General features: G+C 58.1%; 24 protein-coding genes. 17 read left to right on the top strand and 7 right to left on the bottom strand.

Annotated features, from left to right (window positions below; genetic code table 11):
* Positions 1–32 precede the first annotated feature (32 nt).
* Positions 33–1,025: a serine O-acetyltransferase gene (locus tag LUB09_RS02070; RefSeq protein WP_209983776.1), complete on the top strand. Its 993-nt coding sequence runs from the start codon at positions 33–35 to the stop codon at positions 1,023–1,025.
* A 2-nt stretch (positions 1,026–1,027) separates the two neighbouring features.
* Entirely contained in the window at positions 1,028–1,756 is a 729-nt protein-coding gene (locus tag LUB09_RS02065; protein ID WP_209983777.1) for an alanyl-tRNA editing protein, read from the top strand.
* A gap of 65 nt (positions 1,757–1,821) precedes the next feature.
* Here LUB09_RS02065 and LUB09_RS02060 read toward each other — a convergent pair whose 3' ends face one another.
* From LUB09_RS02060 to LUB09_RS02035, 6 genes are all read right to left on the bottom strand, one after another.
* Complete coding sequence (locus LUB09_RS02060) at positions 1,822–2,751, bottom strand: hypothetical protein (protein ID WP_231421443.1); 930 nt, start codon at positions 2,749–2,751, stop codon at positions 1,822–1,824.
* 291 nt (positions 2,752–3,042) lie between these two features.
* Positions 3,043–4,233: a 2-methylaconitate cis-trans isomerase PrpF gene (prpF, locus tag LUB09_RS02055; RefSeq protein ID WP_209983779.1), complete on the bottom strand. Its 1,191-nt coding sequence runs from the start codon at positions 4,231–4,233 to the stop codon at positions 3,043–3,045.
* Between the two features lie 10 nt (positions 4,234–4,243).
* On the bottom strand, positions 4,244–6,838 hold the full coding sequence (acnD, locus tag LUB09_RS02050; protein ID WP_209983781.1) for a Fe/S-dependent 2-methylisocitrate dehydratase AcnD: 2,595 nt from the start codon (positions 6,836–6,838) through the stop codon (positions 4,244–4,246).
* Between the two features lie 124 nt (positions 6,839–6,962).
* Positions 6,963–8,090, bottom strand: coding sequence for a bifunctional 2-methylcitrate synthase/citrate synthase (gene prpC, locus LUB09_RS02045; protein WP_231421442.1), 1,128 nt, complete (start codon positions 8,088–8,090; stop codon positions 6,963–6,965).
* A gap of 42 nt (positions 8,091–8,132) precedes the next feature.
* Entirely contained in the window at positions 8,133–9,026 is an 894-nt protein-coding gene (prpB, locus tag LUB09_RS02040; protein WP_209983786.1) for a methylisocitrate lyase, read from the bottom strand.
* Entirely contained in the window at positions 9,023–9,736 is a 714-nt protein-coding gene (locus LUB09_RS02035; protein WP_209983788.1) for a GntR family transcriptional regulator, read from the bottom strand. Before LUB09_RS02035 ends, prpB begins: the two co-directional genes overlap by 4 nt.
* Before the next feature lie 271 nt (positions 9,737–10,007).
* On the opposite strand from LUB09_RS02035, the gene rloA reads away from it, so the two are divergent.
* The 8 genes from rloA (at position 10,008) to LUB09_RS01995 (ending at position 17,136) form a co-directional block, all read left to right on the top strand.
* Entirely contained in the window at positions 10,008–10,544 is a 537-nt protein-coding gene (gene rloA / locus LUB09_RS02030) for a retropepsin-like aspartic peptidase RloA (RefSeq protein WP_231421441.1), read from the top strand.
* A 5-nt stretch (positions 10,545–10,549) separates the two neighbouring features.
* The gene (gene rloB, locus LUB09_RS02025; protein WP_209983791.1) at positions 10,550–12,082 is read left to right on the top strand and encodes an osmotic stress tolerance membrane protein RloB; all 1,533 of its coding nucleotides are present in this window, start codon (positions 10,550–10,552) and stop codon (positions 12,080–12,082) included.
* Positions 12,082–13,068 carry an alpha-L-glutamate ligase-like protein gene (locus LUB09_RS02020; protein ID WP_231421440.1) on the top strand — a complete coding sequence of 329 codons (987 nt, stop codon included), beginning with the start codon at positions 12,082–12,084 and terminating at the stop codon, positions 13,066–13,068. The genes rloB and LUB09_RS02020 overlap by 1 nt, the downstream gene beginning before the upstream one ends.
* A gap of 192 nt (positions 13,069–13,260) precedes the next feature.
* A complete protein-coding gene (pabB, locus tag LUB09_RS02015; protein ID WP_209983795.1) occupies positions 13,261–14,604 on the top strand; it encodes an aminodeoxychorismate synthase component I in 1,344 nt (447 codons plus the stop codon).
* A 226-nt stretch (positions 14,605–14,830) separates the two neighbouring features.
* Complete coding sequence (locus LUB09_RS02010) at positions 14,831–15,133, top strand: type II toxin-antitoxin system HigB family toxin (RefSeq protein ID WP_209983797.1); 303 nt, start codon at positions 14,831–14,833, stop codon at positions 15,131–15,133.
* Positions 15,133–15,489 carry a helix-turn-helix domain-containing protein gene (locus tag LUB09_RS02005; protein WP_209983800.1) on the top strand — a complete coding sequence of 119 codons (357 nt, stop codon included), beginning with the start codon at positions 15,133–15,135 and terminating at the stop codon, positions 15,487–15,489. Before LUB09_RS02010 ends, LUB09_RS02005 begins: the two co-directional genes overlap by 1 nt.
* 152 nt (positions 15,490–15,641) lie before the next feature.
* Positions 15,642–16,376, top strand: coding sequence for a phosphoadenylyl-sulfate reductase (locus tag LUB09_RS02000; RefSeq protein ID WP_057009232.1), 735 nt, complete (start codon positions 15,642–15,644; stop codon positions 16,374–16,376).
* A gap of 31 nt (positions 16,377–16,407) precedes the next feature.
* Positions 16,408–17,136 carry an aspartate/glutamate racemase family protein gene (locus LUB09_RS01995; RefSeq protein ID WP_209983802.1) on the top strand — a complete coding sequence of 243 codons (729 nt, stop codon included), beginning with the start codon at positions 16,408–16,410 and terminating at the stop codon, positions 17,134–17,136.
* A 17-nt stretch (positions 17,137–17,153) separates the two neighbouring features.
* Here LUB09_RS01995 and LUB09_RS01990 read toward each other — a convergent pair whose 3' ends face one another.
* Complete coding sequence (locus tag LUB09_RS01990; RefSeq protein WP_231421439.1) at positions 17,154–17,840, bottom strand: HAD-IA family hydrolase; 687 nt, start codon at positions 17,838–17,840, stop codon at positions 17,154–17,156.
* 109 nt (positions 17,841–17,949) lie between these two features.
* Between LUB09_RS01990 and LUB09_RS01985 the strand changes: the two genes are divergently transcribed.
* The 7 genes from LUB09_RS01985 to LUB09_RS01955 all read left to right on the top strand — a co-directional run bounded on the left by LUB09_RS01985 (position 17,950) and on the right by LUB09_RS01955 (position 24,295).
* Positions 17,950–18,315 carry a DUF2784 domain-containing protein gene (locus LUB09_RS01985; protein WP_209983806.1) on the top strand — a complete coding sequence of 122 codons (366 nt, stop codon included), beginning with the start codon at positions 17,950–17,952 and terminating at the stop codon, positions 18,313–18,315.
* Positions 18,316–18,370: 55 nt separating this feature from the next.
* Positions 18,371–18,949 carry a DUF4337 domain-containing protein gene (locus tag LUB09_RS01980; RefSeq protein ID WP_209983808.1) on the top strand — a complete coding sequence of 193 codons (579 nt, stop codon included), beginning with the start codon at positions 18,371–18,373 and terminating at the stop codon, positions 18,947–18,949.
* A gap of 308 nt (positions 18,950–19,257) precedes the next feature.
* Positions 19,258–19,593, top strand: coding sequence for a hypothetical protein (locus LUB09_RS01975; protein ID WP_231421438.1), 336 nt, complete (start codon positions 19,258–19,260; stop codon positions 19,591–19,593).
* A gap of 740 nt (positions 19,594–20,333) precedes the next feature.
* Positions 20,334–20,549, top strand: coding sequence for a hypothetical protein (locus LUB09_RS01970; protein WP_231421437.1), 216 nt, complete (start codon positions 20,334–20,336; stop codon positions 20,547–20,549).
* Positions 20,550–21,226: 677 nt separating this feature from the next.
* Positions 21,227–22,483: a hypothetical protein gene (locus LUB09_RS01965; protein ID WP_231421436.1), complete on the top strand. Its 1,257-nt coding sequence runs from the start codon at positions 21,227–21,229 to the stop codon at positions 22,481–22,483.
* A gap of 10 nt (positions 22,484–22,493) precedes the next feature.
* Positions 22,494–23,621: a DUF262 domain-containing protein gene (locus tag LUB09_RS01960; RefSeq protein ID WP_231421435.1), complete on the top strand. Its 1,128-nt coding sequence runs from the start codon at positions 22,494–22,496 to the stop codon at positions 23,619–23,621.
* Positions 23,618–24,295, top strand: coding sequence for an MAE_28990/MAE_18760 family HEPN-like nuclease (locus LUB09_RS01955; protein ID WP_231421434.1), 678 nt, complete (start codon positions 23,618–23,620; stop codon positions 24,293–24,295). The genes LUB09_RS01960 and LUB09_RS01955 overlap by 4 nt, the downstream gene beginning before the upstream one ends.
* Positions 24,296–24,402 lie beyond the last annotated feature (107 nt).

The raw sequence follows: 24,402 nt of genomic DNA, 5'->3' as shown, positions 1-24,402 counted from the left end.
CTTCCAACTATCCAGACTGCGGAGGTGGCTCCATGGGGGGCTTTATCGACATGCAACTGCTGCACGATGAGCTGCTCACGCACCTCATCAAGACGCTCACGCCGGCTCAGATGAAGCAGCTGGAACCGCACCTGGCGCCATTGATCCAGGACGCGGCGCAGGCGGTGGCCGAAGACCTGATCGCCTACGCCAGCCGCGACCCGGCTTCACGCGGGCGCGGCGAGTTGATCCTGGAGTCCTACGCCTCGTTCAAGGCGGTGCTGTACTACCGGCTCGCGCACCGTGTGTGGAATTTCCCGGACCAGACCGATGAGGCGTTCGCGCACATCGCCTCGCAGTTGAGCAACCAGGGCAAGATGCTCTCCGGCGCCGACATTCACCCGGCGGCACGCATCGGCCGGCGGTTTGTGCTCGACCACGGCTACGGCACGGTGATCGGCGAAACCTGCGAAATCGGCAACGACTGCTACATCCTCTGTGGCGTGACACTTGGCGCGCGCGGCATCGCCAACAACCCCGACGGCAAGCGCCACCCGCGCCTGGGCAATAACGTCGAGATCGGCTCCGGCGCACGGGTGCTGGGCTACGTGCTGATTGGCGACAATGTGTTTATCAGCCCGGCCTGCGTGATCACTCAGGACGTGCCGGCGGGCACCAAGGTCAAGGTGGTCAACCAGATCCAGATGCAGAAGAACGATGCGTCCGAGCACAGCACCTACCTCGGCGCATTCGCCCTCGAGGAGCGCTTGCATGTGGTCGGTGAAATCACCGCCGGGCACAAGGTCACGGTGCTGGACGCCGACTTTCATCCGTTGCCGGGGCTGATGCTGGAGCCCACGATGAAGGAGCGCCACCACCTGCAATTTCGCCTGCATCGCACCGAACCGAACAACCCGCTGCCGCGCCTGCCGCTGAACCTGAAAGTCTGCGGGCCGGAGTTTGAAATCACCCTGCTGTCCCCGCCGGGCTTGAGTGCGATGGTGCGCTCGGTGTTGCAGGCCAGCCCATTGATCGTCGGAGGTTGAACATGTCTGTGCACTCCATGGAAACCCTGGCGCTGTTCGACAGCGCGCCCTACCAGAACACGTTCAGCGCCCGGGTAAGGGCCGTCGGCGAACACGGCATCGCCCTGGAGCACACGCTGTTCTACCCCACCGGCGGCGGACAACCGGGCGATACCGGCCACTTCATTCTGACCGATGGCACGCGCGTCGACGTGATCGGCACCGTGCGCGACCCGGTATCGCGCGCGATCATCTGGCACCAGGTGCACCAGTGTCCCGCGCAGTTGATCGCCGGCGTCCAGGTGGAGGCGGAAATTGATTGGGATCGGCGCTACTTGCACATGAAGATGCACACCTGCCTGCACCTGCTGTGCTCGATCATCGATGCGCCGGTGACCGGCTGCAGCATCAGCGCAGACAAGGGCCGCCTGGATTTCGACCTGCCGGAAATGACCCTGGACAAGGACAGCATCACCCGCGACCTGAACGCACTGATCGAACAGGCCCACGAGGTAAAAACGCTGTCGATGCCTGCGTCGGAATACGCCACGCTGCTGCAGATCACCCGTACCCAGGCAGTCGCGCCGCCGGTGATTCAGGGCTCGGTGCGGGTGATCGACATCGCCGGCGTGGATATCCAGCCATGCGGCGGCACCCATGTGGCCAACACCGACGAGATCGGCCGGGTGTTCTGCGAGAAAATCGAGAAGAAGAGCAAGCACAACCGTCGGGTGATACTGCGGTTCGAATGAATATCGGTACTGACGCCGCCAAGTGCAGGAGGTAACTCCTATACCGGCGGGCGGGGTGCTGGAGCCTATTTCTTTTGTTGAATGACTTGCTGACTCAAGCTGTCAACTTTCAGCTGAAGTTGTGCAATGAATTGCTCGTAAGCCTGTGCCGCGTTATCAAGGTGGGCGTTGAGCTGCTCGTTTTGTCTCTTCAGTTCTTCGATGGTGCGGGCCTCAGACGTTGCTGGCTGAGTGGCCGGAAGCGTTTCTTCGCTTTGCCTGGCGGCGGGTACTTTAGGCTGCATGCTGTCCGACTCAGTGGTCATGTCGCTATCCGCCGGCATGGTCGGAGTATCGCTGGGGGAGGCACCCGTGCCGCTGATCTTTTGAAACAAGCCATCAATTTGTTGACTCAGTCCCATCAGCAATTCCGCGAGCTTCCTGAGTGCCTCATCGACTTTCTGGTAAAACTGATCGGTTTGGCTGCTCAGTGCTCCGAGACCAGGAGTCTGCGGCGACTGCGTTTGCGGTGACTCTTGCATGCGTGTCTGTTGCTCGGGAGTCGAATCTTGAGTCTGAGCGAGGTTCTGCCCCTCGACTGCGGCATTCCTGACTTGGCTGCCGTTATCAAAAGGGGTTTGGTGAGTTGCCTTTTCCGGGTGTTCAAGTTGCTGGGTCAGGTCGGCAATCTGTTGCTGAAGCCCTTTTATCATCGACTCAAACCTGGCGACCAATGCGCTGAATTTCTCATTGAGCGCTTGGTTTTGCAGGGTCAGTTTCGTCACCTGGTCTGGTTCAGCGGCTTTCACCTGCTCGGTGTTGACCAGTGCACTGTGACCCGAAAATGGGCCGCGCTGCCGGGCCGTCATGGCGCTACGGGGCGGCGTCGAATCCTGGGGAGCAGCCAAATATTCAGCGGCCTCAGCGCTGTGCTCACGACGGATGGGCGCCGGATTGGGGGACATTTCGTAGCCGACGGTATAAGGCGTTTGTGACTGAGTATTTACGCTGGTCATAGGTACCTTCCAAGATTCAGGTAGTGGGTGTTCACAAGGCCTGCTCGAGCAAGTCTTATGGCTACCTGATTGGTGTTTATCCCGGAAGAAGTTCCGTACTGTTCAGGAGTCGTAAGTAGCAACCTGTTTCGAGTAAAAAACAGGCTGCTCAAGGCAACGAAGATCAAATGTGGGAGCTGGCTTGCCCGCGAAGGCGGTAGTCCAGCAACCATTGATGTTGGCTGACCCGGCGCGTTCGCGGGCAAGCCGCTCCCACAGGGGGAGTCGGCAGTTTTCGGGACGAAATTGGCTCTAGAACGCGTCGCCTGGGATGCGCACGAAGCCCTCCATCAGCACCCGCGCACTGCGGCTCATGATGGCTTTTTTGACCACCCATTCACCGTTCACCTGGCTGGCCTCGGCGCCCACGCGCAGGATGCCGGAGGGGTGCCCGAAGCGCACCGCGCTGCGCTCCACGCCACCTGCCGCCAGGTTGACCAGGGTTCCGGGAATCGCCGCCGCGGTGCCAATCGCCACTGCCGCCGTGCCCATCATGGCGTGGTGCAACTTGCCCATGGACAGCGCGCGCACCAGCAGGTCCACGTCGGCGGCCTTGATCGACTTGCCGCTGGACGCCACATAATCCGCAGGCGTCGCCACGAACGCGACTTTCGGCGTGTGCTGGCGCTGGGCGGCTTCGTCCAGGTGGCTGATCAGGCCCATGCGCAACGCGCCGTGGGCGCGCACGGTCTCGAACATCGCCAGGGCCTTGGGGTCGCCGTTGATCGCACCTTGCAGTTCGGTGCCGGTATAGCCGAGGTCTGCGGCGTCGATGAAAATCGTCGGGATGCCGGCGTTGATCAGTGTCGCCTTGAAGGTCCCCACGCCGGGCACTTGCAGCTCGTCGACGAGGTTGCCGGTGGGGAACATCGCACCACCACCGCCCTCCTCTTCCGCCGCCGGGTCGATGAACTCCAGTTGCACTTCGGCGGCCGGGAAGGTCACGCCGTCCAGTTCAAAGTCGCCGGTTTCCTGCACCGCGCCGTCGGTGATCGGCACGTGGGCGATGATGGTCTTGCCGATATTGGCCTGCCACACGCGCACGACGGCGACGCCGTTGTGCGGTATGCGCGCGGCATCGACCAGCCCGGCGCTGATGGCGAACGCACCGACCGCCGCCGACAGGTTGCCGCAATTGCCGCTCCAGTCGACGAAGGGTTTGTCGATGGCGACCTGGCCGAACAGGTAGTCCACGTCATGCTCGGCGCGGCTGCTCCTGGACAGGATCACGGTTTTGCTGGTGCTGGACGTCGCACCGCCCATGCCATCGATCTGCTTGTCATAGGGGTCGGGGCTGCCGATCACTCGCAACAGCAGGGCATCGCGTGCGGCGCCGGGCACCTGCGCCGCAACGGGCAAGTCCTGGAGACTGAAAAACACACCCTTGCTGGTACCGCCACGCATGTAGGTGGCGGGGATTCTGATTTGCGCTGCATGTGCCATGGTCAGTCCCTCAGGCGGTCGCCGCCGATGCCAGGAAGTCCTGGGCAAAACGCTGCAACACGCCGCCCGCCTCGTAGATCGATACTTCTTCGGCGGTGTCCAGACGGCAAGTCACCGGCACGTCGACACGTTCGCCATTTTTACGATTGATCACCAGGGTCAACTGCGCACCCGGAGTGCGCGCGCCAAGCACGTCATAGGTTTCACTGCCGTCGATCTGCAGGGTGTGACGGTCGGTGCCCGGCAGAAACTCCAGCGGCAGCACGCCCATGCCCACCAGATTGGTACGGTGGATGCGTTCGAAGCCTTCGGCGGCAATCGCTTCCACCCCGGCCAGACGCACGCCTTTGGCCGCCCAGTCGCGGGATGAGCCCTGACCGTAGTCGGCGCCGGCGATGATGATCAGCGGCTGCTTGCGCTGCATGTAGGTTTCGATGGCTTCCCACATGCGCGTGACCTGGCCCTCGGGCTCGATGCGCGCCAGTGAGCCCTGCTTGACCTTGCCGTTTTCCACCACCATTTCATTGAACAGTTTCGGGTTGGCGAAGGTGGCGCGTTGGGCGGTCAAGTGGTCGCCCCGATGGGTCGCGTAAGAGTTGAAGTCGACTTCCGGCAGGCCCATTTTTGCCAGGTATTCGCCGGCGGCGCTGTCGAGCATGATGGCGTTGGACGGCGACAGGTGATCGGTGGTGATGTTGTCCGGCAGCACCGCCAGCGGGCGCATGCCCTTGAGCGGCCGCGCCCCGGCCAGCGCGCCTTCCCAATAAGGCGGACGGCGAATATAGGTGCTTTGCGGGCGCCAGTCGTACAGTGGCGCCACCTTGGGGCCGGTGTCTTCGTGAATCGCGAACATCGGGATATACACCGCGCGGAACTGCTCCGGCTTGACCGAGGCCTTGACCACCGCATCGATCTCTTCGTCGCTGGGCCAGAGGTCCTGCAGGCGGATTTCATTGCCCTGCGCGTCGAGCCCAAGCACATCCTTTTCGATGTCGAAACGGATGGTGCCGGCAATCGCGTAGGCCACCACCAGCGGTGGCGAAGCCAGGAATGCCTGTTTGGCGTACGGGTGAATCCGCCCGTCGAAGTTGCGGTTGCCCGACAACACAGCGGTGGCGTACAGGTCGCGGTCGATGATTTCCTGCTGGATCACCGGGTCCAGCGCGCCCGACATGCCATTGCAGGTGGTGCAGGCAAAGGCCACCACGCCAAAGCCGAGTTTTTCCAGTTCGTCAGCCAGACCCGCTTCTTCCAGGTACATCGCCACCGTCTTCGAGCCCGGCGCCAGCGACGACTTGACCCACGGCTTGCGCGTCAGCCCCAGCCTGTTGGCGTTGCGCGCCAGGAGGCCGGCGGCGATGACGTTGCGCGGGTTGCTGGTGTTGGTGCAGCTGGTGATGGCGGCGATGATCACCGCGCCGTCGGGCATCTGCCCTGGTACTTCGTCCCACTGGCCGCTGATGCCTTTGGAGGCCAGGTCACGGGTGGCTACACGGGCGTGAGGATTGCTCGGGCCGGCCATGTTGCGCACCACGCTGGACAGATCGAACGTAAGGCCGCGCTCGTATTGCGCGCCTTTCAGATCATCGGCCCACAGGCCGGTGTGGCGGGCGTACTGTTCGACCAGGGCGACCTGTTCGTCTTCACGGCCGGTGAGTTTGAGGTAGGCGATGGTCTGCGGATCGATGTAAAACATCGCTGCCGTGGCGCCGTATTCCGGGGCCATGTTGGAGATGGTCGCGCGGTCGCCCAGGGTGAGCCTGGAAGCGCCCTCACCGAAGAACTCCAGCCATGCACCGACCACTTTTTGCTTGCGCAGAAACTCGGTCAGCGCCAGCACCATGTCGGTGGCAGTGATGCCCGGCAGCAGCTTGCCGGTCAGCTCGACGCCGATGATTTCCGGCAGGCGCATCCACGACGCGCGGCCCAGCATCACGCTCTCGGCTTCGAGGCCACCGACGCCGATGGCGATCACGCCCAAGGCGTCCACATGCGGGGTGTGGCTGTCGGTGCCGACGCAGGTATCCGGGAAGGCCACGCCGTCGCGCACCTGGATCACCGGGGACATTTTCTCCAGGTTGATCTGGTGCATGATGCCGTTGCCCGGCGGGATCACGTCGACGTTCTTGAAGGCTTTTTTGCTCCACTCGATAAAGTGGAAGCGGTCTTCGTTGCGGCGATCTTCGATGGCGCGGTTTTTCTCGAACGCGTCCGGGTCGGCACCGCCGGCTTCGACGGCCAGGGAGTGATCGACGATCAACTGCGTCGGCACCACCGGGTTGACCTGTGCCGGGTCGCCGCCTTGCAGGGCGATGGCGTCACGCAGGCCGGCGAGGTCGACCAGCGCGGTCTGGCCGAGGATGTCATGGCACACCACGCGGGCCGGAAACCATGGGAAGTCAAGATCGCGCTTGCGCTCGATCAACTGGCGCAGGGACGCATCGAGGGTGGCCGGATCGCAGCGGCGCACCAGGTTTTCGGCCAGTACGCGTGAGGTGTAGGGCAAGGTGGCGTAGGCGCCGGGGGTGATGGCTTCGACGGCCGCGCGGGTGTCGAAGTAATCCAGCCGGCTACCGGGGAGCGGTTTGCGAAATTCAGTGTTCATCGTCAGAACTCGGTCACGGTGATTGCAAAGGAAGCCGGAGCTCGAACTGGAACGCGATCCCATGTGGGAGGGGGCTTGCCCCCTCCCACATTTGATCCGATTGCCAATTCGGGATCGACGGTCTTCAGCGACGTTCGATTGCCACGAACTTGCGCTGCTCGACGCCGGTGTACTCGGCGCTTGGACGGATGATGCGGTTGTTGGCGCGCTGTTCGAACACATGGGCCGCCCAGCCGGTGAGGCGTGAGCAGACAAAGATCGGGGTGAACAGCTTGGTCGGGATGCCCATGAAGTGATATGCCGAGGCGTGGTAGAAGTCGGCGTTGGGGAACAGTTTTTTCTGTTCCCACATGGTTTTGTCGATGGCTTCGGAAACCGGGAACAGCACGGTATCGCCCACTTCGTCAGCCAGCTTTTTCGCCCAGCCCTTGATCACTTCATTGCGCGGGTCGCTGTCTTTGTAGATCGCGTGGCCAAAGCCCATGATCTTGTCCTTGCGCGCCAGCATGCCGAGGGTGCCCTCCACCGCTTCTGCGGCCGAGCCGAAACGCTCGATCATTTCCATCGCCGCTTCGTTGGCGCCGCCGTGCAGCGGGCCACGCAGCGAGCCGATGGCTGCGGTGACGCAGGAATACAGGTCGGACAAGGTCGAGGCACACACCCGCGCGGTGAAGGTGGAGGCGTTGAATTCGTGCTCGGCGTAGAGGATCAGCGACACGTTCATCACTTTGACGTGCAGGTCGCTGGGCTTCCTGCCATGCAGCAGGTGCAGGAAGTGGCCGCCGATGCTCGGTTCGTCGGTCACGCAATCGATGCGCTGGCCGTCGTGACTAAAGCGGTACCAGTAGCACATGATCGCCGGGAAGGCGGCGAGCAGGCGGTCGGTGACATCGTGCTGCGCACTGAAGTCTTTTTCCGGCTCGATATTGCCGAGGAACGAGCAGCCGGTGCGCATCACGTCCATCGGGTGGGCGTCAGCGGGGATGCGTTCGAGCACTTCCTTCAAGGCTTGCGGCAGGTCGCGCAACGTGCTGAGCTTTTTGCTGTAGTCCGCCAGTTGGGCCTGGGTCGGCAGCTCGCCGTACAGCAGCAGATAGGCAACTTCTTCAAACTGCGCGTCGGCGGCCAGTTCACGCACATCGTAGCCACGGTAGGTAAGACCGGCGCCGGCCTGGCCCACGGTGGACAGCGCAGTCTGCCCGGCCACCTGGCCACGCAGGCCGGCGCCACTCAATACTTTTGCTTCAGCCATGGTGTTTCTCCAATTTTGTCGTTGTTCAGGGAGCCACAAGGTTTATTTTTTGGCGGCGAACAGCGCGTCGAGCTTCTGTTCGAAGGTGTGGTAGTCGATACGGTCGTAAAGCTCCATGCGCGTCTGCATGGTGTCGATCACGTTCTGTTGGGTGCCGTCGCGACGGATCGCGGTGTAGACGTTCTCGGCGGCCTTGTTCATGGCGCGAAAGGCCGAAAGCGGGTACAGCACCAGGGAAACATCCGCAGATTTCAACTGTTCGGTGGTGTACAGCGGGGTCGAGCCGAATTCGGTGATGTTGGCCAGGATCGGCGCTTTGACGCGGGCAGCGAACAGTTTGTACATGTCCAGTTCAGTGATGGCTTCCGGGAACACCATGTCGGCACCGGCCTCGATGCACGCGGCCGCGCGTTCCAGGGCAGACTCCAGCCCCTCGACGGCCAGGGCGTCGGTGCGCGCCATGATCACGAAGCTGTCATCGGTGCGCGCGTCCACGGCGGCCTTGATGCGGTCGACCATTTCCTGCTGGGACACGATTTCCTTGTTGGGACGATGGCCGCAGCGCTTGGCGCCGACCTGGTCCTCGATATGAATGGCTGCGGCGCCGAACTTGATCATCGACTTGACGGTGCGCGCCACGTTGAACGCCGAAGAGCCGAAACCGGTGTCCACATCCACCAGCAGCGGCAGGTCGCACACGTCGGTGATGCGGCGCACATCGGTGAGCACGTCGTCCAGGCCGGTGATGCCCAGGTCCGGCACCCCCAGGGAGCCCGCTGCGACGCCGCCGCCCGATAGGTAGATCGCCTTGAAACCGGCGCGCTTGGCCAGCAGGGCGTGGTTGGCGTTGATCGCGCCGACCACCTGCAAGGGATGCTCGCTGGCGACGGCGTCACGAAAACGCTGGCCCGGCGTACGCTTATTGTGGGAACTCATGACTCACCTCGTGATTGGGCGCAACCGTCGGGAAAGTGACGGGCAATGTTGCGTTTGGAAGCGCCGATATGGCGGCGCATCAGCAGTTCGGCCAGTTCACCGTCGCGCTCGGCAATCGCGTCGAGAATGCGGTGATGCTCGGCAAAGGCCTGGCGTGGACGATTGGGCGTGGCGGAAAACTGGATGCGGTACATGCGCACCAACTGATACAGCTCGCCGCAGAGCATTTGGGTCAGGGTGCGGTTACCGGCACCTTGAATTATCCGGTAATGAAAATCGAAGTCGCCTTCCTGCTGGTAGTAGCCCAGGCCGGCCTGAAACGCTTCGTCGCGCTCATGGGTGTGCAGCACTTGGCGCAGTTCTTCGATCTCGGCGTCGGTCATGCGCTCGGCGGCGAGGCGGCAGGCCATGCCTTCAAGGGACTCACGGATTTCATAGAGCTCGACCAGCTCGGCGTGGCTCAAGGACACCACTCTCGCGCCGACGTGAGGCACCCGCACCAGCAGGCGCTGGCCTTCAAGGCGGTGGATCGCTTCACGCAGCGGACCGCGACTGATGCCGTAGGTACGCGCCAGCTCCGGCTCGGAGATCTTGCTGCCGGGGGCAATCTCGCCCTTGACGATGGCGGCCTGGATACGCCGGAACACGTTCTCGGACATGGTCTGGGAATCGTCCTGCGCCGGTACCGGGGCTTGCAGCTGATCCAGCATATTGTCGACACCTTTAAAAGCAATGTGGCAAAAACTAGCCAATCACCCCCTATTAGTCAAAGAATAAATCCATATTGTCGACAATCGTCTAATAACCTCCGACGAGCTCCAAGCAGACATGGCCGCCTGCCAGCGCTGGCGCCAAAAAAGCATCATGTTAGAATGCCCGCCGCTTTTGCCTGACATCATTGGATGAAACGGCGCACGAGGGAGTTTGCGCAGCAATGCCAGTCGCCTTGAATCGAACATCGCACTGCACGCCTCAGGATCTATGAGACTCAAGCCCTTCCTTTTATTGATGTGCCTGCTGGCCGTACCGGGCTTTGGCGTCGCTGCCGAGAAGACCGTGTATGGCCTCAACGAATACGCGCAATTGGCCGGAATCGACCTCGAAGTGGCCGCCAAACTGGACACGGGCGCCAAGACCGCCTCCCTCAGCGCCCGCGATATCAAGCGCTTCAAGCGCAACGGCGAATCCTGGGTGCGCTTCTACCTGGCGATCGACACCGCCCATTCCCACCCCATCGAACGGCCCCTGGCCCGCGTCAGCAAGATCAAGCGCCGCGCCGGTGACTACGACCCCGATGAAGACAAGAACTACACCGCCCGTCCGGTGATTGCCCTGAATATCTGCATGGGCAGCGCTTTACGCAGCATAGAAGTGAACTTGACTGACCGAAGTGCCTTCCAATACCCGCTGTTGATCGGCTCCGAAGCGCTGAAGCGCTTTGATGCGCTGGTCGACCCCAGTCTTAAATACGCAGCGGGCAAGCCTGCCTGCGCCGCCGACGCTCATACCGCCGAGTAAACCGAATGCGCTCTCTGACCCTGCACCTGAAAATTCTCATCACCATCCTGGTGGTGCTGGGTATTTCGGTCACCTGCTACCAGATCTTCGTGCTGGGCATTCCTGTTACCGAGGATGCCACCGACGATCTGTGGAACATCGACGCCAAGGTCGAGTTTGTCGCCAATCCGAAAGACCCGGTGAAGATCCAGATGTTCGTGCCGCCCCTGAGCCGCGACTTCGTGAGCCTTAACGAGAGCTTTATCTCGAACAACTACGGGGTCAGCGTCAACCGCACCGATGGCAATCGCAAGGTCACCTGGTCAGCACGCCGCGCCAAGGGCAACCAGACCCTGTATTACCGCCTGGTGCTGACCAAGCGTTACAGCGGTGAGAAGATCAAGGTCAAGGGCCCGACCTTCCGCGACAGCATCGCCGTGGAAGGCCCGGAAAAAATCGCCGCTGAAGCCCTGCTGGCGCCGATCCGTCAGCACTCGGCCGACGTCGAGACCTTCATCACCGAAGCGATCAAGCGCACCAACAACCTCAGCGACGACAACGTGAAACTGCTGCTGGCGGGCGACCCGTCCACCGCGCACAAGGCCAAGATCGTCGAGCTGCTGCTGTCCATCGCCCATGTGCCGGTGGAAAAGGTCCACACCATTCGCCTGGTCGCCGACCAGCCGCAAAGCCCGGAACTGTGGCTGCGCAGCTTCAACGGTAACGACTGGCTGTATTTCAACCCGGAAACCGGCGAACAGGGCCTGCCCGCCGACCGCCTGCTGTGGTGGACCGGCGATGAAAACCTGATCACCGTGGACGGTGGCAAGAAAGCCATGGTGACCTTCAGCCTGAACAACAGCGAGATGAACGCGATTCGCCTGGCCAAGCTGACGGACGAGAACACCGACGCCAACTTCCTTGAATACTCGCTGTACGGCCTGCCGCTGCAGACCCAGCAGACGTTCATGATCATGGTGATGATCCCGATTGGCGTGCTGGTGATCCTGATCCTGCGCAACCTGATCGGCCTGCAGACCCTGGGCACCTTCACGCCGGTGCTGATCGCCCTGGCGTTCCGCGAGACGCAGCTGGGCTTCGGGATTGTGCTGTTCACGATTATCACCGCGCTGGGACTGTCGTTGCGCTCCTACCTGGAACACCTGAAGCTGCAAATGCTGCCCAGGCTGTCGGTGGTGCTCACCTTCGTGGTGGTGCTGATCGCAGCCATCAGCCTGTTCAGCCACAAGCTGGGGCTGGAGCGCGGGCTGTCGGTGGCGCTGTTCCCGATGGTGATCCTGACCATGACCATCGAACGCCTGTCGATCACCTGGGAAGAGCGCGGCGCCAACCACGCACTGAAAGTGGCAATCGGCACGCTGTTCGCGGCATCGCTGGCGCACATCATCATGAGCGTGCCGGAGTTGATCTACTTCGTGTTCACCTTCCCGGCGATCCTGTTGATTCTGGTGGGCTTCATGCTGGCCATGGGTCGTTATCGCGGCTACCGCCTGACCGAACTGGTGCGTTTCAAGGCCTTCCTGAAGGCTGACCAGTAATGTTCGGTTTCTGGAAGACCTGGAAGGCCCTCGAAGCGCGCGGGATCATGGGCATCAACCGACGTAACGCCGACTACGTGCTCAAGTACAACAAGCGCAGCCTGTATCCGCTGGTGGATGACAAGATCATCACCAAGGAGCGCGCGATGGCCGCCGGCCTGCATGTGCCGGAGATGTACGGGGTGATTTCCACCGAAAAAGGCATCGACAAGCTCGACGAGATCATCGGCGGGCGCAGCGACTTCGTGATCAAACCGGCCCAGGGCGCCGGCGGTGACGGCATCCTGGTGGTGGCAGACCGTTTTGAGGGGCGCTATCGCACAGTGTCGGGCAAGATCATCAGCCATGAAGAAATCGAACACCAGATTTCCAGCATCCTCACCGGCCTGTATTCCCTGGGCGGCCACCGCGACCGCGCGCTGATCGAATACCGCGTGGTGCCTGACCAGATCTTCAAGAGCATCAGCTACGAAGGCGTGCCGGACATCCGCATCATCGTGCTGATGGGCTACCCGGTGATGGCCATGCTGCGCCTGCCGACCCGTCAGTCCGGCGGCAAGGCCAACCTGCACCAGGGTGCAATCGGCGTGGGCGTGGACCTGGCCACTGGCCTGACCCTGCGCGGCACCTGGCTGAACAGCATCATCACCAAGCACCCCGACACCACCAACGCCGTGGACGGCGTGCAGTTGCCCAATTGGGACGGTTTCATGAAGCTCGCGGCCGGCTGCTATGAGCTGTGCGGGCTGGGCTACATCGGTGTGGACATGGTGCTGGATCAGGAGAAAGGCCCGCTGATCCTGGAGCTGAATGCGCGGCCGGGATTGAACATCCAGATCGCCAACGATTGCGGTTTGACCCTGCGCACCCATGCCGTGGAAGCGCGGCTGGAAACCCTGAAAGCCGACGGCGTGACGGAAACGCCGGAAGAACGGGTGAGGTTTGTGCAGGAGATGTTCGGGCATATTCCGCCCGTGGAAGGCTGACCGCCAACACAATGTGGGAGGAGGCTTGCTCCCGATCGCATTGTGTCAGTCGGTTCATCTGTCACTGATCCGCCGCCCTCTCGAGCAAGCCCCTCCCACACTGAACGGGTCGTCTGCGGGCAATTGCCTCTAGGAGCAAATCCTACGCCGGACTACAATCCCCTCCCCCGCGCCTTGGCTGATCCACCCCGTATGTCGACCTGCTCCGTTTACCCGTTGCCCTACCAGGCAAATCCCGCCCAGTACTTTGCGGCGATCCGCCATGCACCCGGCGCGGTGCTGCTGGACAGCGGCCGGCCGACAGCCGAGCGCGGGCGATATGACCTCCTGAGCGCCTGGCCGCAGGCCACCCTCACGGTATCGCCGGATGAAAGCGGCAGCGATTTCCTGCAACGCTTGCGCAAAAACCTTACCCGGTTAGGTGAAGCGAACGTGCCCGACGGTTATGAATTACCGTTTGCCGGCGGGCTGATCGGCTATTTGAGCTATGACTTCGGCCGCCATCTGGAGCAGATGCCGCAGTTGGCCGCGGACGACCTGCACCTGCCGGACGCACGCCTGGGCCTGTATGCCTGGGCGCTGGTCAGTGATCACCTGGTGCAGACCAGCCAACTGGTGTTTCACCCGACTCTGGCAGAGAGCGAACGGCAACGCCTGATTGCCGTATTCAGTCAGCCGGTCGTGGCCTCAACCGCCAGTTTCAAGCTGCGTGGCCCCATGGCAGCGGACCTCAGTGCCGAGGCCTATCAGCACGCCATCGCGCGCATCCACAGCTATATCCAGGCCGGCGACTGCTACCAGGTCAACTTCGCACAGCGCTTTCGCGCGCCCTGCCTGGGCGATCCCTGGGCGGCCTATTGCGCCCTGCGCGAGGCGTGCCCGACGCCGTTCTCCGGCTTCCAGAGCCTGCCGGATAATGGCGCGGTGCTGAGCCTGTCACCGGAACGCTTTGTCAAAATCAGCCAACGCCAGGTCGAAACCCGGCCGATCAAAGGCACCCGGCCGCGCGGCCTTACGCCCGAGGAAGATGCCGCAAACGCCGCCGAACTGCTGGCCAGCCCTAAGGATCGTGCCGAAAACCTGATGATTGTCGACCTGCTGCGCAACGACCTCGGCCGCAGTTGCCGCACCGGGTCGGTGAAGGTGCCGGAACTGTTCAGCCTCGAAAGCTACCCCAACGTGCACCACCTGGTGAGCAGCGTGACCGGCGAGTTGGCAAGCGACAAGGACGCCCTCGACCTGATCGCGGGCAGCTTCCCCGGCGGCTCCATCACCGGCGCACCGAAGATCCGCGCAATGCAGATCATCGACGAGCTGGAGCCCACTCGACGCGGTTTGTACTGCGGCTCGCTGGTGTACCTGGACGTACGTGGCGAGATGGACAGCTCGATCGCCATTCGTAGCCTGCTGGTCAAGGATGACCAGGTGTGCTGCTGGGGTGGCGGCGGGATTGTGGCCGACTCGCAGTGGGAAGCGGAGTACCAGGAGTCGATGACGAAGGTACGGGTTTTGTTACAGACGCTGGAAAATCTGTAGTCCCCCCGGCAATCCGGCCTCTGACCTCACGAAGCGCGAAGCACGAAAAAGCCTGAATCAGTACGCGTGTGGACGACCTGCCGGCACGCCTATAGCGTCGACGGCTACTGCCTATACGCGCCTGTGAAGGATCACATATGCGACTGCTTACTCGTGAGAATTTGTTTCCGGAGTTGCATCTCCACCTGCCCATGCCTAACATCTCCCAAATCGGGAGGTCTGCACGATGCGAATAATCGCGTTATCAACCTTGCGACGGTTCTGGGAAAGCCACCCAAACCATGCCGACGCGAGGACGCCTTTGGTCGAACTGTATCGGTACATGGAGAACGCTACCTACCCGACACCACAGGCACTGAAGGCAACCCTCAGAACAGCGAGCATTCTCAAGGCCGGTAGGGTCGTCTTCAACGTAGGCGGCAACAAATATCGAGTCATCATGGCCATCGATTATCAGCGCCAGCTTGGGTTCATACGTTTTGTAGGCACTCACGCGCAATACGATCAAATCAACGCGGAGACCGTGTAATGAACATTAAACCCATTCATTCCTCTGAAGACCTGACCGCCGCGCTCGCGCGGGTGGAACAGCTATGGGGAGCGCAGATCGGCTCACCCGAAGGCGACGAGCTGGAAATTCTCGCCGTGCTCATCGAGAAGTACGAAGCGGAACATTTCCCCATGCCGGCGTCGGATCCAGTGGAAGCGATCAAATTTCGCATGGAGCAAATGGGCCTGACGGCCCGCGACCTGGAGCCCTTTATCGGCACCAGCGGGCGGGTCTCGGAAGTATTGAATCATAAGCGCAAGTTGAGCCTGGCCATGATCAAGCGCCTGCACGATGGCCTGAGCATTCCTTATGAGCGGCTGCTGGCAGGCGTTTGAGCAGAACGGGCTCACACATCAGAACAGTAGGATGCCCGCAGCCAGTTGGCGGGCCCGATGGCTCAAGCGCAGCGCCGCACCCCGGGGCTGATTTTGATACCATCGCTCCCCTATAGAGCGCTCAGCGCCACTGACCTGTAGGAACCGTCCTGATGAACCAAGCCTTCGACGTCGTTGAACTCGCCACGACCTATGCCAACAAGTCTGCCCAGGACATTCTCAAGCTGGCTTTCAGCCAGTTTGGTGATGACCTGTGGATTTCCTTCAGCGGTGCCGAAGACGTGGTGCTGGTGGACATGGCCTGGAAGCTGAACAAGAACGTCAAGGTGTTCAGCCTCGACACCGGCCGCCTGCACCCGGAGACCTACCGGTTTATCGAGCAGGTACGCGATTTCTACAAAATCGACATCGAACTGATCTCGCCGGACCAGAGCAAACTGGAACCCTTCGTCAAGGAAAAGGGCCTGTTCAGCTTCTACCGCGACGGCCATGGCGAGTGCTGCGGCATACGCAAGATCGAACCGCTGCGCCGCAAATTGTCCGGCGTCAGCGCCTGGGCTACCGGCCAGCGCCGCGACCAGAGCCCCGGCACGCGCAGCCAGGTGGCCGCACTGGAAATCGACACGGCGTTTTCCACCCCGGAACGCACCCTGTACAAGTTCAACCCACTGGCGCAGATGACCAGTGAGGAAATCTGGGGCTATATCCGCATGCTGGAGCTGCCGTACAACAGCCTGCATGAGCGCGGATTTATCAGCATTGGCTGCGAGCCGTGCACGCGCCCGGTGTTGCCGAATCAGCATGAGCGCGAAGGTCGCTGGTGGTGGGAAGAGGCAACGCAGAAGGAATGCGGGCTGCATGCCGGGAATATCATCAGCAAGGCTTGAGGCGACGTCTGTCACTCATCAAGGAGGTTTCATGCGCATCCTCGTGGTCAACGTCAACACCACCGAATCCATCACCGACGCCATCGCCCAGCAGGCGCGGACCGTGGCCTCTCCGGGCACGGAGATCGTCGGACTCACCCCGTACTTTGGCGCCGAGTCGGTAGAAGGCAACTTCGAAAGCTACCTGGCGGCCATTGCGGTGATGGACCGGGTGATGGCCTACGACCAGCCGTTCGATGCGGTGATCCAGGCCGGCTATGGCGAGCATGGCCGCGAGGGGCTGCAGGAATTGTTGAACGTGCCGGTGGTGGACATCACCGAAGCGGCCGCCAGCACGGCGATGTTCCTGGGCCATGCGTATTCGGTGGTGACCACCCTGGACCGCACCGTGCCGCTGATTGAAGACCGGCTGAAACTCGCCGGCTTGTATCAGCGTTGTGCGTCGGTGCGTGCCAGTGGCATGGCGGTGCTGGAACTGGAAGAGGATCCGCTGGCCGCCATGGAGGCCATCGTGCGCCAGGCGCAATTGGCGATTGCCGAAGACAAGGCCGAAGTCATCTGCCTGGGCTGTGGCGGCATGGCGGGCCTGGACGAACAGATCCGCCAGCGCACCGGCGTGCCGGTGGTGGACGGCGTGACGGCGGCGGTGACGATTGCCGAGGGCCTTGTGCGCCTGGGCTTGTCGACGTCAAAGGTACGCACCTACGCGACGCCAAGGCCGAAGAAAATCATCGGCTGGCCGGGCACGTTCAGCCGCTGAAGAACGACGGTGCCTGTTCAGGGCAGAGGCGGCAGGCCGTAGGCAGCCAGGTCGAAGTCCGCCAGCTTGCGGATGATCTGGTCGGCATGCTGGTATTTGCTGTCGGCCATGGCTTCATCGGGCACCGCAATGGCCGTCATCTGCGCAGCTTTGGCGGCCGTGACGCCGAACGGCGAATCTTCGAACACCAGGCAATCCTGCGGCGCCACACCCAGGCGGCGGGCGGCAGTGAGAAAGATGTCCGGCGCGGGCTTGGCGGCACCGACTTCCGGGTCGTCAGCCGTGACGATGGTGTCGAACAGGCCAAACCATTCGCGGTGCAAGGTGGTCTTGTGGCCAAACGAGTTTCGCGACGAACTGGTGCCCACGGCAATCGGAATGTCATGCGCCTTCAAATGCCGCACCAACGCCTCGGCGCCGGGCATGCCCAAAGCCTTGGGAAAACGCTCGCTCATCAGCGGCTCGCGGATCTCCAGGAACTCGGCCGGAGTGATCGGCAGGTCCAGCGCCTTGACGACGTAATCCGCCAGATCCTGTGAACCGCGCCCGATGATGTGCTGCTTGATTTCCCAGTCATAGGTGCGGCCATAGCGCTCAGCGATGATCTGCGTGACTTCGGTGTAGATGCCTTCAGTGTCCAGCAGCAAACCGTCCATATCGAAAATCACGGCCTTGATCGGGACAGCGGTACGCGGTGCACTCATCGGAGAAGGATCCTGGGGACTGACTGGAGGGATGCAGCACAATAGCGGCCACGCTTGCCTGCAAGCAACCCTTTAGACTGTAGGTTCTCCCCTTACAGAGTGATCCACGATGCTCTACCGTCTGGCCGCCGATGGCCTCGTGCTGTTCCACCTGTGTTTCATCCTGTTCGCGCTGTTCGGCGGGCTGCTCGCCTTGAAATGGCGACCGATCCTCTGGTTGCACCTGCCGGCAGCCGCGTGGGGCGTTGTTGTCGAGGTGCTTCATCTGCCCTGCCCGCTGACCCGCTGGGAAAACCTGTTTCGCCACCTGGCCGGGCAGGACGGCTACGGCGGGGGCTTTGTCGAGCGTTACATCCTCACGCTGATTTACCCGGCCGGGCTGACGCCGCAGATTCAACTGGGCCTGGGTGCCTTGGTACTACTGGTCAATATCGCTGTGTATGGGCGAATTTTCCGACGTTACGGACAGGCTTGAGACAGCCTCGCCAGTGAAGAATCAGACTCCCTCAGTTCGTTTGTAGCCGCCCCCCATGTCAGAAGCTTTCGAAGTCCCCAGCCCCCACGAAAAGCACATCGAACACACCACAGAACATGCCCACGGCCGCGGAGACAGGTTCGCCAGCCGCATCGCCGTGATGACCGCGCTGATGGCCACCCTCGGCGCCATGCTCAGCTATCAGGCCGGCTCCACCGAGAGCGAAGCCGCGATGGACAAGAACAACGCCGCCATATTCAAGACCGAAGCGGCCAACCAGTGGAATTACTACCAGGCCAAATCCAGCCGCCAGAATCTGGCCGAACTGGCCACGCACATCCCCGGTGTCGACGTCGCCCACTACAGCGACGAAATCCAGCGCTATAAAGGCCAGAAGGAGGAAGTACGCAAGCAGGCGGAAAAACTTGAAGCCACCTCCAGGGAATGGAATGACAAGTCCGAGGAGGCCCTGCACCAGCACCACCGCTGGGCACAGGCGATGACCGCGATCCAGATCGCGATTTCGTTGGCGGCGATTACCTTGCTCACGCGCAAGGAATGGCTCAAGCGCCTGTCGTATACCGCCGGCGGCGTGGCCGTGATACTCGGCAGCCTGGCCTGGTTGCATCTCTGATTGAAGGCGTGACGCGCTTTGTGGCGAGCGGGCTTGCCCTAATGCCGTTCAGTTAAGCGCAGATTCCCTGTGGCGAGCAGGCTTGTCCTGCGTTGGGCTGCGCAGCAGCCCCAAAGCCCGGCGCTGAGCCGTATCAGGTACACCGCGTTTTGCTCGATTGGGGGCGCTTCGCACCCCAACGCGGGGCAAGCCCGCTCGCCACAGAAACCCAGGAAATTTCCCACGACGGATTTCAATCCGGCCTTCACGCCATTAGAGTGTCGCGCCTTCGAGAATTGAATCTCGATATTCAGCCCATGGAGTTACCCGTGAAGTACGCCCGTCAAGCAGTTGCAGCAGCCGTTCTCGGTTTCACCCTCGCCGGCTGCACCGGCACCGCCATCAAATCCCCGCAATACGACAGCAGCCAGTACACCGTACTGGGCCACAGCGAAGCCAGCGCCACCGGCATCATGCTGTTCGGCATCATCCCGATCGGCCAGAACAGCCGCTTCGTGCGTGCACAGACCGCCGCCATCCAGGCCAAAGGCGGTGATGCGCTGATCAATACACAAATTCAGGAGAAGTGGTTCTGGGCGTGGGTATTGAGCGGCTATACCACGAAGATTTCGGGTGATGTGGTCAAGTTGAAGGTTGCGCAGTAAGCAGGAACCGTCAGAGTCATTACTCTGGCAAGCGACGTATCATGGGCCAGACCTCAGAGGACGGCCCATGGTTTTGCGAGCTGCCTGAACGCGCCTTTTCAAGGGCCAGAAACTACAAAACCCCTGATTTCTCTCGAAACCAGGGGTTTTGTTTACATCAAATTTGGCGGTGAAGGAGAGATTCGAAACTACCCGCAACGCTCCCTCAATTTCTAAAGTGCCCGGTTTACGGGGCCTGCAGCGGTGTTGCGTCGTCGAAAAAAAGACATTTTTAGTCCCATGGTAGTCCCATGGGTTTTGCACCAAGTTAGTGCGGGACAGCCGTAGAGTGGACAAAAACCGCATCCAAGCCGATTTATGTTGAGGCCTGGGAAAAAGGTAATATTGGTAATGCCGATGAAAATATCGGATAAAACCCTTTATATTCAATGAGTTGACAGCTATTTCAGAAGGTAATAATTTGGTAACTTATAGGTTAGGTCATTACCTTTTCACTTGGTAATTCCTCTCCCCTATAATCCCTAGCAAAACCGGGCACTTCGGCGAATATTACCTTTGCCATTACCAAATATTACCTCTCCAGGTAATGCGCCAAACCTACGGATTACGGGGGCTGCAGCAAGATTTACGCCCTGCCTAACCAAAATTACCTTTTTCCCAGCCCTGGTTCCAAAATAGCCCCCAATTGGGCGTGCCCTGGTGCGGCGGCCAGCCCGTGAATTCACCATAGGAGACTTGATATGACACATGAGTATTCGCTCTCAGATGTGCTTGAGAGGATGTACGAAAATCAGCTAGCCCTTGAAGCAGCTGTAATGGAGCTGACATTGCGGCTCGAAACACAAGGCTCAATAGATACAGGTGAAAACGTACGCGGCGTCTTGGAAACGATTGGCCAGAATGCAGGGCATATCAAGCAAGGTCTGGCCCGCCTCAAGAAGCGAGGAGCCAATTAGGCTCGTGCCAGTTTGTGAAATCCTCCCACACCGGCGAGCCCCTTATAGCTCGCGGCCTACGGCCGGATCTCAATGCAATGGAAAGCAGTTCCATGCACTGAAAAAATGGATATGTCTCGTTCTGGAAAGTCGCTACTTTTCTGGATTTTCACTCGTCCCGCCCAGTGATACCGGGACGGCAGCCATTTCCTTTGGTTCTCCAGGACCTCACGTCGTTTTGTAACCACGCTGCACTTCTTAGCAAAACTTAGCATTTTGTGAAATTGTCTTTTCCCCAAGCGAGCCCCCGGTCCGCCTGGCCTGCAGCGCTGAATGCACCACCCTCAACCTTTGCACAAAAAACGGACGTAGAGCCCGTCGGCGGGAGGGGGATAAGTGCTTTTCTTCTAAGTTTTTTTTGCATGCTGATTTTTTCACCACAGAAACCGTCAACCGGCATCGATCATTCCTCCCCTTTTCAACGGCAGAGTGACAGCCAACCTATTTTTCTCACAACCATAGCGTGTGGCCCCTACAGACGCTCCTGGCTATCCTGAATCGGAGCGTTACAAGGTATAGTGCGCTAGGGAAGCACGTGCCCTTCAAGGTGCCAGACACCAGGGTGAAGATATGCACACTGCTGCTGACAAAGGTCGTAGAAACCATTGCGACTAAGTATTTAAAGAATCGAGATCAACTTGCTAGTAATTAATCCAAAAAGAGTGAACGAGGAAGTAGAGGATAAACCCTACTGGTATAATTATTATGCTGGCTATTCTCATTCTTTTGCGAAAAACATTATCGACTCCAGCGACCTCACAGAGTCTTCAATAATTTTAGATCCTTGGAATGGCGCCGGAACTACAACGCTTATGTCTTCTGTTAGTGGTTTTCGCTCAGTCGGAATTGACTTAAATCCAGTAATGAAAGTTATAGCAAAAGCTAAACAAGCCACAACTAGAGAAGCAGCACATATAAATTCTAAGCTTCAAACTCTTTCCAATGTTCGCTTAAGAAAAACCAAAGAAAACGACCCTCTTTGTTTTTGGTTTAACACGTCAGGTGTACTTGCTATCCGAAAGATCGAATATTGGATCTTGGGGAGAGCACGTCACAATTCAATGCTCGACAAAGTCGAGTCATTATCAATCGAGCAATGCCTCCTATATACTGCGCTTTTTAATTGCGTACGCGAGTATTTAAAATCTTTCATACCTTCTAATCCGACTTGGATAAAAAAGCCAAAATCTGACGACGATAAAATTGACTTAGACTGGAAATCACTTAAAACAAGGTACACTTTTTTAGTAGCTGAAATGCTCAAAGCATTTAGTACGCAAACTCATATCTGGCCGTCTGATCGAGCTTCTCTATTGACCGCTTCATCTGTGAGTATGCCATTACCTGATGAATGCATAGACTTAGTTCTAAGCTCGCCCCCTTACTGCACCAGAATCGATTACGGAATTGCCACTCTTCCTGAGCTAGCAATAATGTCAGATCTAAGCACAAGCACAATCGAAGATGTTAGACGTTCGTTAATGGGAACTACGACAGTCTCCAAAGGCCCAATTTCCTGGGACTCATCGAATTTTGGAAACATGTGTACGCAGTTTCTAAACGACGTCAGAGAGCACTCATCAAAATCATCAGCAACATATTACTATAAAAACATATTGAAATACTTTATAGACCTCAACTCGTCATTAGCCGAGATATATAGAGTAATGAAACCAGAATCCAGTTTTGTTTGCGTAGTACAGGACTCATTTTATAAAGATGTACACTGCGACTTGCCAACCATACTTACAGAAATCGCTCTAATGTCTGGAATGAAATTTGACCAAAGACATGACTTTGAGAGCAAGCAAAACATGGCCAACCTAAATTCAAAAAGCCGAAATTACAGAAAAAAAAGCATAGCACACGAGAGTGTACTAATATTTCACAAGTAAGGAGACACACATGAATCAGGACGAATTAATAAGAGCTTTAGAGTCTAAAGTTGAAAAGGTACACACGCAAAGCCTCGATCTTTCTTTCAATGAACTTCTCGACATGTTCAAAGATGGCGAGCTAGATATAAATCCCGACTATCAAAGACTTTTCCGCTGGAGCCAGGGTGCACAGTCTAGATTTATCGAGTCCCTACTTTTAGAAATGCCAGTACCACCGATATATGTCGTCGAGGATGAAAACGGCAAGTATCAATTGATAGATGGCCTTCAGAGGTTCTCGTCCTACTTACATTTACGCGGAGAGCTAGATGCTCCGCACTTGAATGAGCCCATTAAAAAAGGAGAATATTTAAAACTTCAAGAGTGTGACATAGTTGAGGATCTAAATGACTTGGTATTTGAGGACTTCCCAACTGCATTAAAGATCAGGCTAAAGCGAGCATTTGTGCGTGTTGAGGTAGTTCGCAAAGGGAGCGATAATAAGTTTCGCTACCATATGTTCAAAAGATTAAACACAGGTGGTGAGGCGCTAACCAGCCAGCAATTACGCAATTGCACAATCCGCATGCTGGACTCTAAATTTATAGATTTCGTAATCCACCTTAGTAAAAATGCCGACTTCGAAATTTGTACAGCCAAAATTTCAGAGCAACAAAAACTTGGAGCATTTGACCAAGAGCTAGTAATCCGCTTTCTTGCGCTTAAAAACTACAAGCAAAAGTTTGTCCATGATGTTTCAGACTTCCTAACGGAATACACAGAAAAAGTAACAGACCCAGAAAACAAAGAAATAGTTTTTGATTACCCAGCCGAAGAACAAATCTTTCAAAAAACATTTTCAATCTTAAGAAAATGCCTTGAGGACAAAAGCTTTGGGAGATCGGGAAAACAAGGAATTCAATCAAACTTCTCTGTATATCATTTCGAAGCAATATGTGTAGGATTACAGCCTTACCTTCACAAAATTGACACTTTAAACAATATGCACATTGACTTAATCAAAGCAAAGCTTATAGAAATAAAGTCTGACGCAGGCTTCATTAGCCATACCACGGGTGGCGGTAAGAACTCGCCAGGACCTCTAAATAGCCGTATTCGAGTTGTGGTAGATAAACTCGCAGAGGTCAATATATGAGCCTGGCTATCTTTCAAGAACAAATTGAGTCAGAGCGCGAATGGCGCGAAGCCGAAATCAGGTTTCTAAACAACATGCAAGGAGGTTTAAGCGATAAAGATCGTACTAAAATACGTCGCTCAATAGTATGCCTCCTATATGCACATATAGAAGGCTTTGTTAGATTTGCATTTTCACTGTATGTAGACCAAGTAAACCGCAAAGGGCTAACATGTAAAGATGTAAGCCCTGCTATAGCCGCTGCTGCATTTGCTAAAGAGTTAAAAGCTCTTAAAGATATCAATAGTAAAAGCCCCTTCTTTATAAAGGCGCTACCTGACGACAAACACTTACACGGATTTGCTCGGGACGTAGACTTTATAACACAAATAGGAAACTTTTACGATCACCCAGTTGTAATTGCAGAGGGGTATGTAAACACGGAAAACAACGTAGGGAGAGAGGTGTTAGAGAAAATGCTGTTTCAAGTAGGTTTAGAATATTCTGACTTAAAAGACGCCTACTCCCCCCTAAACAGACTACTTAATGTTCGCAACGACATAGCTCACGGAAAAAGAAAACAAGGTATTAGCGATGAGGATTACAATACATTTCTAAACTGTTGTCGCAGCGTGATGACTACAATATCGCGAAGACTTACCAGTTCGTTCGGCGCGCAAAAATATCTTAAGTGAATTTTTTACTGGAGTTCTCACATTAGATGTTTAATCTTCAGGTGCGCCTTGTGCCCAACCTAACCCGACGAAGAGTCTTGGTACGGAAGGCACCTGTCCAACTGCCT

The sequence above is a fragment of the Pseudomonas sp. Leaf59 genome, from assembly GCF_920984685.1.
In the GTDB taxonomy this organism is placed as follows: Bacteria; Pseudomonadota; Gammaproteobacteria; order Pseudomonadales; family Pseudomonadaceae; genus Aquipseudomonas.
Note: the sequence above shows the minus strand (reverse complement) of the source record. Positions and strands in the feature narration are given on the sequence as shown.